Here is a 17,812-nt window from a genome sequence, read left to right as displayed (position 1 = left end):
AAAAAAGCCCCCGGATATCCGGGGGCTTTTTTGTTGTTTGGAGGAAATCAGCTGACCGGGACCACTTCGGTCTTGATCAAGATCTCCACCCGGCGGTTCTGCTGACGACCGTCGGGGTTATCCGAACCGTCCGGCTTGGCGTTGGGGGCGACCGGCTTGGTCTCGCCGTAGCCCTTGGCGGTCAGCCGCTCGGCTTCGATGCCCTTTTTCTCGAAGAAGGCCTTCACAGCACTGGCCCGCTCTTCGGAGAGTTTCTGGTTGTAGGCATCTTCACCCAGGCTGTCGGTGTGGCCCAGGATTTCGACCGGCTCGCTGCCGTAGAACTGGATGACCCCGACGACCCGGTTGAGGGCCGGATCCGCATCCAACTTGACGCTGGATTTGTCGAAGTCAAAGACGATGTTCTCAGGCAGAAGCAGCATCACCCCACCGGGCACCGGCTTGGCCTTGAACTCCGAGAGCACACCTTTGGCCTGCTCCGCGGAGATGGCCGGGGTAAAGGCCGCCGGACCGTTGGGATAGAGCGCCGCCGTCGAGGCGATCAAGAACGCCGCGTAGGTCAGGATGTACCCAATTGTAAAGTGAGCAAGACCCACCAGACGGCCCTGAACGATCGACATCGCCACGGGCTTGTCTTTCCAGCGCACCAGGTTGGCCAGGGGCGTGCGCTCGTGCGCCCACACCAGCGTCTCGATCAGCTCCTGCCAGTAGCCGCGCCAGGCGATCAGGAACATGAAGCCCGTCGCCCACACCAGATGGCCGAACAGGAACATCCAGGCCCAGACCGACAGGGCGTTGGTGCCGCCCGAGGGCGAGTAACCGCCGATCAAGGGAGCCGAGTTGGCCCACAGGTAGTCGCGCAACCATCCCATCAGGTAGGTGGAACTGGCGTTGAACTGGGCGACGTTGTCCCCCCAGATCGAAATCCACTTCCAGTGCCAGTAGAAGGTCACCCAACCGATCGTGTTGAGCATCCAGAAGACCGCCAGGTAAAAGGCATCCCAGGCGGAGATGTCGCAGGTGCCGCCGCGGCCGGGGCCGTCGCACGGGAAGGCAAAGCCGAAGTCCTTTTTGTCGGGCATCAGCTTGGAGCCGCGCGCGTCGAGCGCACCTTTGACCAGGATGAGCGTGGTGGTGTGCAGACCCAGGGCGATGGCGTGGTGCACCAAGAAATCGCCGGGGCCGATGGGCAGGAAGATGGGCGAGTTGTTGGCGTTGACCGAACCCAACCAGCCGGTCAGGAATTCACCCGGAGCCGTGACACCGGGGCCGCCGAACAAGGCCGGAATGCCCTCGATGATCTTGCCCGACTGCACCTGGACGAACTGGGCGAAGACCGGTTCAATGAGCAACTGGTCCTCAGGCCGACCGAAGGCCAGCATCACATCGTTGTGGACGTAAAGGCCCAGGGTGTGGAAGCCCAGGAACAACGACACCCAGCTCAGGTGCGAGATGAGTGCCTCTTTGTGCTCGAGCATGCGGGCGAGCACGTTGTTCTCGTTCGCCTTCGGGTCGTAGTCGCGCACGAAGAAGATCGCACCGTGGGCAAAGGCGCCGACCATCAAAAATCCAGCGATGTACTGGTGATGGGTGTAAAGCGCCGCCATCGTGGTGTGATCTTGCGGCATGTAGAAGTACGCCGGCAGGGCGTAGGTGTGCTGCGCCACCAGCGAGGTGACGACGCCCAGGCTAGCCAGGGCCAGACCGAGCTGGAAGTGCAGCGAGTTGTTGATCGTGTCGTAGAGGCCGCGGTGCCCTTCACCGGTGAGCGGACCCTTGTGGGCATCGAGGATCTCTTTGATCGAGTGGCCGATGCCGAAGTTGGTCCGGTACATGTGACCCGCGATGATGAAGATCACCGCGATGGCCAGATGGTGATGGGCGATGTCCGTGAGCCAGAGCGTCCCCGTGGCCGGGTTGAGGCCGCCGATAAAAGTCAGAATCGGCGGACCCGCCTGCGGGTCGGCGTACACTCCCCAGTTGCCGGTGAAAAAGGGCGCCAGGCCCGCCGGGTGGGGAAGGGTGTTCAGGAAGTTGCTCCAGTCGACGCGCTGGCCGCGGGCGGCCGGGATGGCGACGTGGATCATGTGGCCCGCGAAGGCCAGAGAGGAGACCCCGAACAGCGCCGAGAGGTGGTGGTTGAGGCGCGACTCGGCGTTCTTGAACCAGGCGAGGGACGGCCGGAAGCGGGGCTGCAAATGCAGCCAGCCCGCGATCAAGAAGACGGTCGCCAGCACCATCAAGAAGATCGAACCCTGGTAGAGGTCCGAATTGAAGCGCATCCCGAGGGTGTAGTAGAGGTAATACAGCCCCGAGTAGGCGGCGTTGACCGGGCCTGCGCCCCCTTCGGGGGTGAAGGCTTCGACCGCACCCTTGCCGAAGTGGGGGTCCCAGATGGCGTGGGCGATGGGCACCACACCGGTGGGGTTGGAGACCCACTGCTCGAAGTTGCCCTGCCAGGCGATGTGAAACAGGTTGCCCGAAGACCACAAAAAGATGATCGCCAGGTGGCCGAAGTGGGTGGCGAAGAGTTTCTGGTAGAGAGACTCTTCGGTCATCCCGTCGTGACTTTCAAAGTCGTGGGCGGTGGCGATGCCATACCAGATACGGCGCGTGGTCGGGTCCTGCGCAAGGTCCTGGCTGAATTTTGGAAAACGAGTTGCCATTGCTGTCACTCCCTATGGCAAGGCCAGGAATCGGGCCAGGAAGAACGCCCACGTCGTGGCGATCCCTCCTAGCAGGTAGTGGGCCACGCCGACCGCCCGACCCTGGGTGATGCTCAGGGCGCGCGGTTGAATGGCGGGGGCTACCTTCAGCTTGTTGTGGGCCCAGACGATCGACTCGATGAGCTCCTGCCAGTAGCCGCGGCCGCTAAACAGGAACATCAGCGAGAAGGCCCAGATGAAGTGGGCGCCCAGGAACATCAGGCCGTAGGCCGAGAGCGGGCCACCGTAGGAGTTGATGACCGCCGAGGACTGCGCCCACAAAAAGTCGCGCAGCCAGCCGTTGATGTTGATGGAACTCGCCGCGTACTGCGAAAGGGCCACCGTCTGGCCACCAAGCAACACGTCGGTATTGCCGATGATGTGGTTGACCGCTCCGGTGGAGCGATCGACCGTCCCCCAGACGTCCGACTGCATTTTCCAGCTGAAGTGGAAGATCACCACCGAGATGGTGTTGTACATCCAGAACAGACCGAGAAACACATGATCCCAGGCGGAGGACTGGCAGGTGCCGCCGCGGCCGGGGCCGTCGCAGGGGAAGCGGAAACCGAGGTTGGCTTTGTCGGGAATGAGCCGCGAGGAGCGGGCAAACAGCACGCCCTTCAGCAAAATCAGCACCGTGACGTGGATGCACAGGGCAAAGATGTGGTGGACCATGAAGTCCGCCGTGCCCAGGTGGATCGGCGAAATTGAGATTTTGTCGTTGGCCAGGGCCAACACCTGATTCGCCTGGAGCGTCGCGGCGCTCGAGAGCGCGCCGGTGTACCAGGTAGGGCTGGTGCCGCCAACCCAGGGAGCGGTCGCACCGCCGGGGGCCGCCGCGTGGATGTTTTGAATCCACTGGGCGAATACCGGCTGCAGCGGAATCGCGAAGTCGGCAAACATGTCGCGCGGGCGACCGAGGGCCTGCATCGTGTCGTTGTGGACGTAGAGTCCGAACGAATGGAAGCCCAGGAACAGCGTCACCCAGTTGAGGTGCGAGATGATCGCGTCGCGGTGGCGCAGCACCCGATCCAGCAGGTTGTTCTGATTGGTGACCGGGTCGTAGTCGCGGACCATGAAAATCGCCGCGTGCGCACCGGCGCCCACGATCAAGAAGCCGCCGATCCACATGTGGTGCGTGAACAGCGAAATCTGGGTCGCGTAGTCCGTGCCCATGTAGGGGTACGGGTTCATCGCGTACATGTGATGGGCGACGATGATCGTGATCGAACCGGCCATCGCGAGGTTGATGGCCAGTTGCGCGTGCCAGGAGGTGGTGAGCACCTCGTAGAGGCCGCGGTGCCCTTCACCGGTGAGGGGACCTTTGTGGGCTTCGAGCATCTCTTTGATCGAGTGGCCGATGCCCCAGTTGGTCCGGTACATGTGGCCCGCGATGATGAACAGTGTCGCGATGGCCAGATGGTGATGGGCGATGTCGGTGAGGTACAGCGCACCGGTGGCCGGTTCCAGACCGCCTTTGAAGGTCAAAAAGTCGGTGAACTGGCCCCAGTTGAGGGTAAAGAACGCCCCCAGACCGCCGTTGGGACCAAAGCCCTTCGGGAAGTACTGGCCCATCAACCCGTAGTCCAGGCCCGCGAACGGGTTGACCTGGGCTGGGGCGATACCGGCGTCGAGCTGCGCTTTGACCGGCAGGGCCACGTGAATCAGGTGGCCGGTCCAGAACAAAGAGCCCAGACCGAAGAGCCCCGCCAGATGGTGGTTGAGCATCGACTCGACGTTCTGGAACCACTCGAGCTTGGGAGCGCGCTTGTGGTAGTGGAACCAACCCGCAAACAAAAATAGCGCCGCGATAATGAGCATCGCGATCGACATCGCCGCAAGCTGGCCGGTGGTCGTAAACCCGACCGCGCGCCACAGGTGGAAAAGCCCCGAGGTGATCACGATACCGCCCTGCTCGAAGCCCTTGGCGACGGTGGACGGATCGTTGAGAATCTCCTGGCCGAAGACCGGCCAGACGGTCTGGGCGCTCGGTTTGAGCCCCAGCGGGTTTTCCATCCAGGCTGTGAAGTTGGAGAAGTACGCGCCGTGCCAGAACATGCCGCTCAGCCACACGCAGACCACCGCGAGGTGGCCGAAGTGGGCCGAGAAGATTTTGCGGGAGATTTCTTCCTTGTCGGAGGTATGGGTTTCAAAGTCATGAGCCAGAGCGTGCAGATCCCAGATCCAGGTGGTCGTCTTGGGACCGCGCGCCAGGTTCCGCTCGAACCAGCCCGGCTTGCCCCACTTTTCGGTGGAAGTCGGAACTGGATCGTTGTCTACGAGAACCCTGACGGGCTTCTCTCGCTCCTGCGGCGTTGTAGACATTGAGGATCTCCTTGCTGACGCACCGCCGACGGAGTCGTCGATGCTCGGTTTCGGAACGAGAACCACAACGTACGCTCTCTCGGTATCTGATGAAGCAGATGATGATGGCGGAAATCCACCCAAGAGCATACGCAGTTACGCTGCATTATAGGCCAGCCCGAGGGCACAAACGGCGCACTTAACAATTTTTAAAAAGCCTGAAATCATTACTGGATCTGGATTTGAGCGTTATGGCCTCCGGCCGGTTCGTCACAGTAGGTTGCCGATAATTGCAAAACCGTTGCTTTTGGCCGCCGAGGGACGTACCCCGGGGGAGGGAGCGGTTTCGGTTGGAGTGATATGATACGGAAGTTTTGAGGAACCTCCCGATGCGTAGACTCTCCCAGGTGGGGACGTGCTTGGCGGTTTTGGCCCTGCTGACGGCGGCGGGTGCGGGAGCGCAACAGGCAGGCCCTCTCAAGCAAAACCCGACTACGACTACCGCTTCGGAGCCGACCGCCCCGATAATCCCTGACGCTTCCAAATATCGGCAGCTGGAGCAGGAGAGCAGCGTCCTGAGCGTCGCCGGGACCGATCAGATGCTCAAAGCGGCCCAGCAGATGGCCAAGGACGGCAAATTCGTCGACGCGGTCGCCCGCAACCAGGAGGCGATCACGATGCTCAACCAGATGTCCACGCTGCACTCGCAGCTGTCCAAAGCGTTTGCCGGCATCGACAACCGCATCGCCGATCAAGAGAAGCAAGTGGCGCTGCAGGCAGCCATCCGCCGCGACGAAGCGACCTATCAACTGGCGCTCATCCACCGCGCCCAGGGCAAACCCGAACTGGCGGTGCCGCTGCTGGTGCGCATCACCACCAGCCAGAACCCGACGCGGGATCTGGGCCAAAAGGCTTACCAGCAGCTCTTTGAAATCGGCTTCGTCAAGAGCCAGTATCCAAGGCAGTAGATCCCCCCTGGCCCCCCTTAGTGTAAGGGGGGAGCGTTACCGAGAGCGCTTCTACCAGGTGTTTGGCCTGCCTGCCGGTGGCGTGGGCGATTTGCTGGCGGCAGGAGACGCCGTCCGCCACCAGAACAGTTTCGGGCGTAGATTGCTCGATTGCTGGAAACAGACGCTGGGAACCGATCGCCAGCGACAGGTCGTAGTGCTCCTGCTCATAACCGAAGGCACCGGCCATCCCGCAGCAGCCCGAGGGGATCTCGTGGGCGTCGAAGGCCAGTTTGAGCAATTCCAGCGTCGGCCGGGTGCCCACCATCGCCTTCTGGTGGCAGTGGCCGTGCAGCAGCGCCGGGAGCGCCGATTTGGCAAATTCAAGGTTGAGTTCGCCCCGCCGGTGTAGATCGAATAGAAATTCGTCGATGGTGAGGCTGTGGGCAGCCACGTCCTTGGCGTCGCCGCCAGAAACCAGATCCAGGTACTCGTCGCGCAGGGTGAGGATGCAACTGGGCTCGCAGCCCAGGATCGGTATACCCGCCCGGGCGTAGGGCAACAGCTGCTCGACGTTGTAGCGGGCAGTGGCCTGGGCCTCGGCCAGCAGCCCTTTTGAGATCATCGGCCGACCGCAGCAGCGCCGGGTGGGCAGGATCACTTCGTAGCCCAGCTGTTCCAACAACTTCACCGCCGCCCGGCCAATCTCGGGGGTGTTGTATTCCATATAGGTGTCGTGGAAGAGCACCACCGGACCCCGGCGCCCCGTGCCCAGGGGCTTCGAGGAGCGGGTGGAAAACCAGCGGCTGAAGGTCTGGGGGGCAAAGGCGGGCAGGGTGCGCTCGGGGGCAAAGCCCAACAGGCGTTTGCCCAGCACTCCCAGGGGACTTTTGATCAGCCAGTTTGAGAGCGGAGCGGTAGCCGCGCCGAGCCGGTTGACGAGCGCGATGTGACCGACCACCCGGTCGCGCCAGGGCGTGCCGTGCTCGCGGTGATAATGGCTCAAAAATTCCGCTTTGAGCTTGGCCATGTTGACGCTAGAGGGGCATTCGGTCTGGCAGGCTTTGCACGAAAGACAGAGGTCCATGACCTCGTAAAGGCCCCTACCCGTGAAACTTTCCGAGCCCGCCTGGCCCGCCAGCACCGAGCGCAGGGCGTTGGCCCGGCCGCGGGTCGAGTGCTTTTCATCGAGAGTCGCCTGGTAGGAAGGACACATCGTGCCCACGTCCTGCTTGCGGCAGTTGCCGTTGCCGTTGCACATCTCGGCCGCGCGGGCAAAGCCGAATTCGCGGCTGAAGTCGAAGGTGGTGGCCAGCTCCTGGGTGCGGTAGCCGGGGCCGTAGCGCAGGTGAGCGTCCGGCGGCGGCCCGTCGACCACTTTGCCGGGGTTCATGCGGTTCTCGAAGTCGAAGGTGCGCTTGACCGTTTGAAATGCGCCGTACAGCCGCGGGCCGAACATCTTTTCGTTGAGCCAGCTGCGCGCCAGACCGTCGCCGTGCTCGCCGCTCATCGAACCACCCAAAGCGCGGGTGAGGTCGCTCACCTCGTGCAGCATGGCGTTCAGGCGCTCGATGTCGCCAGGATCTTTGAGATTGAGGGCGGGGCGGATGTGCAGGCAGCCCACCGAGGCGTGGCCGTAGTAACCGGCGTGGGTGCCGTGGGCAGCGACGATGCGCTGAAATTCGCGCACAAATTCGCCCAGCCGCTCGACCGGTACGGCCGGATCTTCGACGAAGGCGAGGGGTTTGCGCTCCGCGCGGGTGCTCATCAGCATCCCCAACCCGGCCTTGCGCAGATTCCAGACATCCGCCTGGGCGGTCTGATCGCGCACACTCACCGTGGCGTAGCCCAGGTGCGCTCGCACCAGGCGGTCGCGCAGGGCCTCCAGCCGCTCCGCCACCTCGTGTTCGTTCTCGCCGTGAAATTCGACCAGGAGCACAGCGCGCGGGTCACCTTCGATAAAACCGACCCGATCTTGAAAGGCCCGCGAGCGCATCGCGGGAGCGAGGATCTGATCGTCGACCAGTTCGACTGCAGCCGGGGCGAGTTCGAGAATTATTGCCACCGCGTCGATGGCTGCGTTGAGCTCACCAAAGTGCACCACGCCCACGGCCGTCGCCTTCGGCAGCGGGATAAGCCGCACCTTCAAGGCACTCAGCACCGCCAATGTCCCTTCCGAACCCACCAGCAACTTGGCGAGGTTGAAGCGGCGATCCGGGTCCGGTAGGGGCGAGGGATCCGGATAGTCGGCGAGCAGTGCGTCGAGGTTGTAGCCGCTCACCCGCCGCAGCAAACGCGGGAAACCGTTCAATATATCCTCGCGGTGCTGGGCAATCAGGCGCGGAATCTGCCGGTAGAGCTGGGCTTCGAGGCTGCTGCCCTGGGCTTTTGCCGCCAATTCAGTCTCGTTGAGCGGTCCGAAGTGGCACACCGAACCGTCCGCGAGCACTGCCCGGCATTCGAGGATGTGATCGACCGTTTTGCCGTAGAGAATCGAGCGCGCCCCGGCGGAGTTGTTGGCAGCCATACCCCCCAGGGTGGCGCGGCTCGCCGTGGCGGTCTCCGGGCCAAATTGCAGACCGTAGGGCCGCAAATGCTGCTTGAAAACATCCTGCACCACTCCCGGTTCGACCCAGGCGGTGCCCTCCTCGGGGTTGACCTCGATGACCCGGTGCATATACTTCGAAAAATCGAGCACCACCGCCTGGCCCACCGCCTGGCCCGAGACGCTCGTGCCGCCGCCGCGGGCCAGCACCGGCAATTTTGCCGCCCGGGTAGCCTGAACGGTCGCCACCACATCGGCTTGCGAGCGGGGGATCACCACACCGATAGGCGGGATGCGATAGAAACTGGCATCGGTACTATAGAGGGCGCGGTCGAGCTCGCTAAAACGCACCTCACCTTCGATCTGCCGTGCGAGATCCTGTACGAACGTTTTCACCGGGTCGCATCCTGAACGGGCTTTCTATATTTCCACTGTACGCCCGCCCAAAGCGGTCGCAGGTGAGTCGGCTGCGGGGCATCTAGACTGGGAGCGCACGCGGAGTGACACCCATGACCACGTTCGAGAAAGCCCGCCTCCAGTCCAGCGAACGCACCCTGCCGGGCCGTTACTACACCGACCCTGCGATCTTTGATCAAGAGCAACGCGAAATCTTTGCGCGTCGATGGGTCTGTATCGGGCGCGCCGAGCAGGCGCACAGTCCCGGAGAATACTTCCTGACACAGGTGGCGGGCGAGAGCCTGATCGTCATCCGCGACCACCGGGGCGTGCTGGGGGCATTTCATAACCTCTGCCGCCACCGGGGAACCCGGCTATGCAGCGAAACAGCGGGCCGCTTCACCGCTCTGGTGCGCTGCCCCTACCACGCCTGGAGCTATCGCCTGGACGGCAGCCTGGCTGCCGCCCCCAACATGGATCAAGCCCCGGACTTCGACCTGGCGGACTACCCGCTCCACCGCTGCCGCCTTGCCGAGTGGGAGGGCTTCGTCTGGCTCAACCTGGATCCCCAACCGACACCGTTCGAGTCGGTCTTCGCCCCGCTGATCGGCCGCTTCACCGGCTGGCGACTTCCGGCCCTCAGGCTTGGGGCGCGCGTCACCTACGACCTGCGTGCCAACTGGAAGCTGGTTTTCGAGAACTACAACGAGTGTTGTCACTGCCCACCCATCCACCCGCGCCTGGCGCAGCTGTCCCCCTCCGACAGCGGCCGAAACGACCTGATGGAAGGGCCGTTTCTGGGGGGCTACATGGGCATCCATCCGGGCATGGCTCTGACTGCCAGCGGCAGCCGTTCGCGCCCGCCGCTGGGTACCGTCGCGGGCGAGGATTTGCAGCGCGCCTACTACTACACACTATTTCCCAACCTGCTATTTAGCCTCCACCCCGACTACGCGATGGTGCATTTTCTGGTACCCCTGGCCCCTGATTCTACCCGGATTGTCTGCGAGTGGTATTTCGACCCGACCCAAATCATCCAGCCCGGCTTCGACCCGACCGACGCAGTGGCCCTGTGGGACGAAATCAACCGCCAGGATTGGCAGGTCTGCGAATGGACCCAGCAGGGCACAGCTTCCCGAGCCTACACCCCCGGCCCCTACGCCCACTCCGAGGGTCTGTGCGCCGCCTTTGACCGGGAGTATTTGAAAGCATTGGGTTGTTGACAGGTGCCAGGTGACAGGGAAGACCGCTGCCTATCAGATTATGTACAGCGTTCGAATTGCTTCACTTTCAAAGACCGCTGCAACCCAACGACAAGCCATCCCCTTCGTCGCAGTCGACACGCGTCGTGCAGGCCCTAAAAGAATAAACCGATCCCACCCACACAGTCTCGTTCCCACCCTGCCGCTAAGTCCGGGGGGTGTCGGGGGGGTGGCACCCCCTCGACGCGGGGAGGTTGGAGAGCGCGAGAGGGGAACCCGAAGGGGGTTCCGCCTCTCGCTCCACAGACCCTCGTGCCAAACCAACCACCAAACGCCAAAATTTTAGGCAGTCTGCCCGAATCTGGGCAACCGTCACAACTCGCCAGGATCCAGCCCCTGCCGGCGGAGATACTCGATGAGCCGATTAAAGCGTTGTTCAAGTTGTAGTACCCTTGCCATCCGCACGACAGAGGTGGTGACCATCGATGTGTGCCCCGGTCCATTGTTTTATAAGTAGCGCACTTAAGAAGGTATCAGGTGCCAGGTTTCAGGTGTCAAGGAAAAAACGTTGCATTGAGCTGCCCCACAGCCGACCGCCGGCTGGGCAAACCCGAGTCCAACAGCGCTCAGGCAGCCGAACGACCATGGATAGCCTCATGGATCGCAAGGAGCAGCTCAGGCACGGTGAACGGTTTGGTCAAAAAAGCCCGCTGGGTGGAGTGGAGGGCTTTGGGCCGCTCGGCGTGAGCAATGCCGCTCATCGCAACCACCGGCAGGTGCGGGTCGATGTCCTGCAGAGCAAAAATTGCCGCCGGGCCGTCCATGGCGGGCATCATCATGTCGATCAGCACCACCTGCGGGGAGTGGCGTAAAGCGGCGATCGCCTCCAGACCGTTGCCGGCACCCACCACACGGTAGTTGTGGCTTTCGAGCGCCGTGCGGATCACCTCCAGAATGGCCGCCTCGTCGTCAACCACCAGTACCAGTTCGCCGCAGCCCTCAGGCAGTTCCGCTTGCGCCTCCGGCTCGACTTCGCTCCCCGCCGCCGCCGGCAAATGGACCCGAAATTCGGTGCCCCGGCCCGGTTCACTGTAGACCCCAACAAAACCGCCGTGGTGCTTGACGATGCCCAGCACCGTCGAAAGCCCGAGGCCGGTACCCTTGCCCAACTCCTTGGTCGTAAAAAACGGTTCAAAAATCTTCTCGACAATCTCAGGCGTGATGCCCGTGCCCGTGTCGCTGACGGTGACCACCACGTAGGCACCGGCCGCGGCATCCGGGATCAGCCGGGCGTAATGCTCGTCCACAATCAAGTTGCGGGCGGTGAGGGTGAGCACGCCGCCTGCGGGCATCGCATCGCGGGCATTGACGCACAGATTCATAAATACCTGGTGCATCTGGGTGGCGTCCGCCTGGATAGTCCAGAGATCTTGCGCCGACGCATCGATGCGAATCTCGATCGACTTGGGGAACGTCTGCCGGACAATCTGCCCCACCTCCCCAAGCAGGTGACGAATCTGTAAAATCGTGCGCCGACCCTCCATACCCCGGGCAAACGAGAGAATCTGGGTGACCAGATGGCTGCCGCGGCGCGAATTTTCTTCGAGCATTCTGAGCAGGCGCAAGTCCTGCTGGTCGAGGTCCGTCAGCCGCAAAGGCAGCAGTTGGGCCGCTGCGACGATGGGCGTCAGGATGTTGTTGAGATCGTGGGCGATACCGCCCGCGAGGGTGCCCAGGCTCTCCAGGCGCTGGGCGCGCAGAAATTTTGCCTCGAGCTGTTTTTTTTCGGTGATGTCGGTATCGACGGTGAGAATCGACTTGGGACGGCCCTGCTCGTCGCGCACCAGCGTCCAGCGGCTCTGGGCAATCAGTTTTTTGCCCGAGCGGGTGAATTTGGTCAACTCGCCCTGCCATTCACCGCGCACCACGACGGTTGCGAAGACCTCCTCAGCAGCAAGTCGGGCTTCATCGGCTCCGACCAGCCCGCGCCCGTAGAGAAGATCGGCCGCGGTTTGGCCCAACACTTGAGCCGCACTCCAGCCGTAGAGCCGCTCGGCCCCTTGGTTCCAGAACACAACCCGGTTATCGAGATCCCTCAGCAAAATCGCGTCGGTGGCGACATCGAGCAGGGCCGCCTGCTCGTGGATCTTTTGCTCGGCGCGCTGTCTTTCGATGGCGTAGCGGATCGAGCGCACCAGGAGCGAACCGGTCACCTGCCCTTTGACCAGATAATCCTGGGCACCCAGTTGCATCGCCCCGGTGGCCAGGGCCTCGTCGTCGAAGCCGGTGAGCACGACAATCGGCAAGGCGGCGGCAAAGGGCTTGAGGGCGATGAGGCTGTCGAGGCCGCGGCTGTCCGGCAGCGAGAGATCGAGCAACACCACGTCGAAGTGCTCGTGGGCCAAAGCGGCGACGGCTTCCTGAAGCCGCCCGGCCGCGCGCCACTCGAAGCGCGCGGCCGGGGCGTCCTTTAAGATTTCGCGCAGCAGCCGGACGTCGCTGGGGTTGTCTTCGATTAACAGAATTTTGATCGCCGCCATCGCCCTCACCTCGGGGGAAGCTTGACGACCGTGAACCAAAAATCCTCGATCGACCGCACGATTTTGAGGAACTCACCGAAATCGACGGGCTTGGTAATGTAACAGTTGGCCGCGTCGTTGTAGGCTCTGAGGATATCCTCCTCCGCCTGGGAAGTGGTGAGGATCACCACCGGAATGCACCTGAGGGAGGTGTCGGATTTGATCTGGGCGAGCACCTCCCGGCCGTCTTTTTTGGGCAGATTCAAATCGAGCAATACCAGGTCCGGGCGGCGGGCGCGGACGTACTTGCCCTGCTTCTCGAGGTACGCCAGGGCCTCGGCGCCGTCCTCGACGACTTGCAGACGCACGGGGATCAGACCTTCGGCGAGGGCAATGCGGGTCAAGCGCACATCGCCGGGATTATCCTCGACCAGCAGCACTTCGATGGGACGGTTCGGGGCGGCGGCACTGCTCATAGATCACCTGTGGGCTCCGGAACGGTAAAGAAAAATGTCGATCCGCGGCCGGGCTGCGACTCGACCCAGATGCGCCCGCCGTGGCGCTCGACAATTTTTTTGCAGATAGCCAGGCCGATGCCGGTGCCGGCGTAGCCGCCGCGGGGGTGCAGCCGCCGAAAGACGGCAAAGATGCGCTCGCGGTAAGGCGCTTCGATGCCGATGCCGTTGTCGGCCACCGAGAAGACCCACTCCCCTGCAGCGGGCGCCGCGCCGATGTGTATCTGCGGCGGCTCGGGGCCATGGAACTTGAGCGCATTGCCCACCAGATTCTGGAAGACCTGGGCAAGCTGGGTGGCATCGGCGATCACCTTGGGCAGCGCTTCGCGGCTGACGGTGGCGCCGCTATTTTCGATGGTTGGTTTTAAGTTGGCCAGGGCGTTCTCGAGAACGGCGCTCGCGTCGATGCGGCCGGGTGGTGCGGCGCGGATGCCGACGCGCGAGTAGGCCAGCAGATCGTTGATGAGCGTCTGCATCCAGCGCGCCCCATCGACGGCGTAGCCGATGAATTCCTGGGCATCCGGATCGAGCTTGTCCTGGTAGCGCTGCTCCAACAGTTGCAGGTAGCTGCCGATCATCCGCAAGGGCTCCTGCAGATCGTGGGAGGCGACGTAGGCGAACTGCTCGAGGTCGGTGTTGGAGCGGGCCAGCTCCCGGCGCTGCTGGGTCTCTTGCTCCAACAGTTGCGCCTGGGCGAGGGCGATGCCCATCTGGTCGGCCAACTGCAACAGCAACTCCGTCTCAAAAGTGCTCCACTGGCGGGGGGCGCTGCACTGGTGGGCGATGAGCAGACCCCACAGCTGCTCGCGCTGCAAAATGGGCACCACCAGATTGGCGCGCACCGCGAAGCGCCGCAAAAAATCGGCATGGCAGGGCTGGATGGGCGCCGTCTCGATGTCGGCGATGGCGCCGATGCGCCCCCGGCGGTACTGCTCCTGGTAACCGTCTCGAAAGCACGGATCGAGGATGTTCTGCCCGAGCGCCGCCGGCCAGCTCTCCAGCACCGCCTCCTGCACCACCTTGCCGGTGCCGTCCGCCCACAGCCGGAAGATGAGCACCCGGTCGGCAGCCAGCAGCTTTTGCACCTCGTCGACGGACGTGCGCAGGATGTCCTCCAGTTGTAAAGACTGGCGAATTTTCAGGGCAATGTCCGAGAAAAGGCGGATGCGCCGGTTCTGCCGCTGCAACTCCGCCTCGGTCCGCCGTCGTTCGGTGATGTCCGCCACGATGCCGAGCACTCGCACCACCGCACCGTCGTCGCCAAAGACCAGCCGGCCCTGGGCTGCCAGCCAGCGCACCTCACCCACCGGGTGGACGACCCGAAATTCGCCGTGCGGCTCCCGCTTTTGGGCAAGCACCGCGGCAATCCCAGCCGCGACGGGAGCGCGGTCTTCCGGGTGCACGCAGGCGAGAAACGCTTCGAGGGTGCCTGCAAATGTGCCCGCAGCCAGACCCAACATCCGCTCAACGTTATCGGAACAAAACACCGTATTTTCTTGGGCATTCCAATCCCAAACACCCAGGTGGGCGGCCTCCATTGCAAAATGCAGATGCTTTGCGTTGGGGCATAGTCGCTCTTGAGCTTCCTGGTCCATCCTCGACTCTATTAGCTGTCTGTGCACAATGGACTGGCGAAGGCGGCCCGACGTGCAAAACATGCCCCGATATCAAGATAAGACAAATACGATTCCGTTGGGAACCTTAAGCTTACCGTAACTTTTCACTACCAGCCACGCCGACAGCCTGATCCATGCGATCACTTCACCACCCATCCAAAAACGTGGCCGGGCAGGCTGCGGCCGCTTTTTTGTCACATCGGGGCTACCTTTGCCGACACAAGCACCCCGTTGACTCAGACACTTTCTAAGGGTTGCACCCGACACAAAAACCGGTCAAGGGGTCGATGCAAATTGACTCTTTTGCTAGAAATATTGTTGCCAAAAAAATACGAATAAAATCTATATAGGATGATAATTATGCGATTAGGGTAGCCGGTATTTTTACCGATTGAATCTGTCAAATATTTGACTAAAATAGGGAACCAAATTGGTTCGCATACACGTGCTCCTTCGGTTGAAGATCTGCTCTTCGGCGATTTTTGACATTGGTGTATGCCCTTGTGCTTTGAGATGAAATCGGGCAGAAAATTAGCCTTTGCTTAACAGAATGTCCCAACACTCTGTGCCCGAGCTTCGGTGTTAATTCCTTCTGTGTTCATGGGTTCTTCCGCACGGTTGTGCGGAGCATATTTTCGCGGCTGCCGGAAGCTGTTATGCTCCCCCGGCGGCGATGCGAACGAGGAGTCAATCATGAAAAAAATTGCCCCCCTTCCGGTAAAACTCGGCACCCTCGCCCTGGTGGGTTTGGTACTCGCCGCCGCCTTGCTCCCGACGCCGGGGGGCTTTGCCCGGCGCGGCCAGGCCGCGGCGGCGGTGAAGCCCAGCATCGTCGTGGTCACCGCCGACGATCTCTCGACGATGGAATTGAACGACGGCCTCGAGCGGGGCCTGCTGCCGGCTATCCAAAACCGCCTGGTGGAAGAAGGCACCGTCTTCGCCAACTCCTTCGTCTCCTATTCGCTGTGCTGCCCTTCGCGCTCCACCTTTCTGACCGGGCAGTACAGCCATAACCACGGCGTGCAGGGCAACGGCCCGCCCATCGGCGGCGCGGTGGCTTTGCGGGACGATTCGACTTTGGCGACCTGGCTTGACGATGCAGGCTACGTCACGGGTTTTCTGGGCAAGTACCTCAATGGCTACGGGGCGAACAAAGACAAAAGTTCGCCCCGCGACGACGCGACCTACGTTCCGCCGGGTTGGGATGTCTGGCAGGGTCTGGTCGATCCGACCACCTACCAGGTCTACAACTTCAAAATCAACGAGAACGGCCGGGTGGCCAACTACGGCACCGACCAGGCTGAGCCGCCCGAGGAGTATCAGACCGATGTGCTGAGCGCGCGGGCGGTGAACTTCGTCGAGCAGTACGGCAGTGGCGACGCGCCGTTTTTTCTGTGGGTCAACCCGATCGCCCCCCACTTCGAACTGCGCGGTACCCGGCGCTGCACCGTCAACCCGCGACCGCAAAACAGCATTCGCCCTGCTCCCCGCCACGCCGGCAGCGCCGCCGCCGTTCCCCTGCCGCGCGGCCCCGCCTTCAACGAGCAGGATGTCTCAGACAAACCCACCTGGGTGCAGCAAAATCCGGCGATGAGCGAGCGGACTATCGACTGTCTGCAAAACCTTTACCGCAACCGCCTGGAGGCGATGCGCGCCGTGGACGATCTGGTGGCGGCGCTGTTCGACGCCCTGGAACGCACCGGCGCGCTGGGCGACACGATCGTGCTGTTGACCTCCGACAACGGTTATCTGCTCGGGCAGCACCGGCTGACCGCCAAAGTCCTGCCCTACGAGGAGTCGATCCGGGTGCCGCTTCTGGTGCGGGTGCCCGATGCCGGTGCCCCCGGGCGCGTCGATGAACTGGTGATCAACAACGACCTTGCCCCGACGATTGCCGCGTGGGCGGGAGTCACCCCGGATCTGGCCGTCGACGGCCGCTCGCTGGTGCCGCTGTTGGCCGATTCCACCCCGGCGCAGTGGCGCAAACGCTTGCTGGTCGGGCACATCGGTACCACCAACGCCAACGAACCGTCCAACCACGCAGTACTGCGCACCGGCGCGCGCGACAGCGCCCGCCCCAACCGCGCCTACGTCGAATACACGGCCCATTCGCCGGAACTCTACGACCTCAACAGCGATCCCGCACAGCTGACCAGTTTGCACGCCCAGCGCCCCGAGGAGGTTGGCGCGCTGAGCGCCCAGCTTGCAGGACTGAAAACCTGCGCCGGGAGCACCTGCCGGACCCTCGAAGACCAGTAGTTTCCACCCCAACGCCCCGGCGGCCCTTCGCCGGGGCACTTTAAACAAATACTTGAGCAATCGTTTGTTTTCAGTTACGATAGGGCCATTGCGATAGGGAATAGCGATGACCACTGTGACTCAGATGAAGTGCGCCTGCGAAGCATGCCTGTGCGTCGTCACCTTGAGTGAGGCGCTCGAGAAGGACGGCAAGTATTTTTGCAGCGGCCCGTGCGCCAACGGCCACCCGGATGGTTCCGGCTGCGGCCACACGGGCTGCGAGTGCAACTGAGGCAGCTGCAGTAGATTGTCTGTTCATCGATACCCCGGTTCGCAAAGTTGGAACCGGGGTTTGTTGGCGGAAGCGCTCCGAAATATCCACGCGGCCACCGCGTTGGGCAAGGAAGTTGTTATGGAAGTCTCAAAAATCGACGCCGGGCGTGACGAGACCTGCGAGCACACCGGATTGCACCCGGAGGCGGTGGCGCGGGCGGCAGCGCGCGTCGGGGCACTGGCGCACATCAATGAACTGGCGCAGCTGTTCGCAGCCTTCGGCGACCCAACCCGGTTGCGCATCCTCACAGCCCTGCGTAGCGGCGATCTGTGCGTGTGCGATCTGACGGCGGTGCTTGGGATGACCGCTTCGGCGGTTTCCCACCAGTTGCGGCTGTTGCGCAATTTGCGGCTGGTGCGCTCGCGCAAAGTCGGTCGGGTCGTCTACTACCACCTCGACGACGAGCATGTGCTCAATTTGCTGGCCCAGGGCGAAGCCCATATCCGCCATGATTAGTCGCAGTTAGAAACTACCCACCCGGTTCAGTTCGC

Annotated in this window: 11 protein-coding genes; 5 read left to right on the top strand and 6 right to left on the bottom strand. The window is 62.5% G+C overall.

Annotated elements, in window-relative coordinates:
- Positions 1-47: 47 nt before the first annotated feature.
- A complete protein-coding gene (psaB, locus tag GLL_RS17745) occupies positions 48-2,666 on the bottom strand; it encodes a photosystem I core protein PsaB (RefSeq protein ID WP_011143428.1) in 2,619 nt (872 codons plus the stop codon).
- Between the two features lie 12 nt (positions 2,667-2,678).
- Entirely contained in the window at positions 2,679-5,030 is a 2,352-nt protein-coding gene (gene psaA, locus GLL_RS17740) for a photosystem I core protein PsaA (protein WP_011143427.1), read from the bottom strand.
- Positions 5,031-5,398: 368 nt separating this feature from the next.
- Here psaA and GLL_RS17735 point away from each other — a divergent pair, with 368 nt between their 5' ends.
- The gene (locus GLL_RS17735; protein WP_011143426.1) at positions 5,399-5,977 is read left to right on the top strand and encodes a hypothetical protein; all 579 of its coding nucleotides are present in this window, start codon (positions 5,399-5,401) and stop codon (positions 5,975-5,977) included.
- On the opposite strand, the gene GLL_RS17730 is transcribed toward GLL_RS17735, so the two are convergent.
- Complete coding sequence (locus GLL_RS17730; protein WP_011143425.1) at positions 5,952-8,897, bottom strand: FAD-binding and (Fe-S)-binding domain-containing protein; 2,946 nt, start codon at positions 8,895-8,897, stop codon at positions 5,952-5,954. The two genes, GLL_RS17735 and GLL_RS17730, sit on opposite strands and share 26 nt — an antisense overlap.
- Positions 8,898-9,010: 113 nt before the next feature.
- Between GLL_RS17730 and GLL_RS17725 the strand changes: the two genes are divergently transcribed.
- Positions 9,011-10,120, top strand: a complete 1,110-nt coding sequence (locus GLL_RS17725; protein ID WP_164929288.1) for an aromatic ring-hydroxylating oxygenase subunit alpha — start codon at positions 9,011-9,013, stop codon at positions 10,118-10,120.
- Positions 10,121-10,725: 605 nt separating this feature from the next.
- Here GLL_RS17725 and GLL_RS17720 read toward each other — a convergent pair.
- The 3 genes from GLL_RS17720 to GLL_RS17710 are packed head-to-tail and all read right to left on the bottom strand — an operon-like array spanning position 10,726 to position 14,791.
- On the bottom strand, positions 10,726-12,639 hold the full coding sequence (locus GLL_RS17720) for a hybrid sensor histidine kinase/response regulator (RefSeq protein WP_164929287.1): 1,914 nt from the start codon (positions 12,637-12,639) through the stop codon (positions 10,726-10,728).
- Between the two features lie 5 nt (positions 12,640-12,644).
- A complete protein-coding gene (locus GLL_RS17715) occupies positions 12,645-13,094 on the bottom strand; it encodes a response regulator (RefSeq protein WP_011143422.1) in 450 nt (149 codons plus the stop codon).
- Complete coding sequence (locus GLL_RS17710; RefSeq protein ID WP_011143421.1) at positions 13,091-14,791, bottom strand: ATP-binding protein; 1,701 nt, start codon at positions 14,789-14,791, stop codon at positions 13,091-13,093. Before GLL_RS17710 ends, GLL_RS17715 begins: the two co-directional genes overlap by 4 nt.
- Before the next feature lie 651 nt (positions 14,792-15,442).
- Here GLL_RS17710 and GLL_RS17705 point away from each other — a divergent pair.
- From GLL_RS17705 to GLL_RS17695, 3 genes are all read left to right on the top strand, one after another.
- The gene (locus GLL_RS17705; protein WP_011143420.1) at positions 15,443-17,008 is read left to right on the top strand and encodes a sulfatase family protein; all 1,566 of its coding nucleotides are present in this window, start codon (positions 15,443-15,445) and stop codon (positions 17,006-17,008) included.
- 106 nt (positions 17,009-17,114) lie between these two features.
- Positions 17,115-17,279: a metallothionein gene (locus GLL_RS17700; RefSeq protein ID WP_011143419.1), complete on the top strand. Its 165-nt coding sequence runs from the start codon at positions 17,115-17,117 to the stop codon at positions 17,277-17,279.
- Between the two features lie 120 nt (positions 17,280-17,399).
- The gene (locus tag GLL_RS17695) at positions 17,400-17,777 is read left to right on the top strand and encodes an ArsR/SmtB family transcription factor (RefSeq protein ID WP_011143418.1); all 378 of its coding nucleotides are present in this window, start codon (positions 17,400-17,402) and stop codon (positions 17,775-17,777) included.
- Positions 17,778-17,812: the final 35 nt, after the last annotated feature.

The sequence above is a fragment of the Gloeobacter violaceus PCC 7421 genome (assembly GCF_000011385.1).
GTDB classification, from domain to species: Bacteria; Cyanobacteriota; Cyanobacteriia; order Gloeobacterales; family Gloeobacteraceae; genus Gloeobacter; species Gloeobacter violaceus.
The sequence above is the reverse complement of the archived record's forward strand: the minus strand, read 5'-3'. Positions and strand labels throughout refer to the sequence as shown.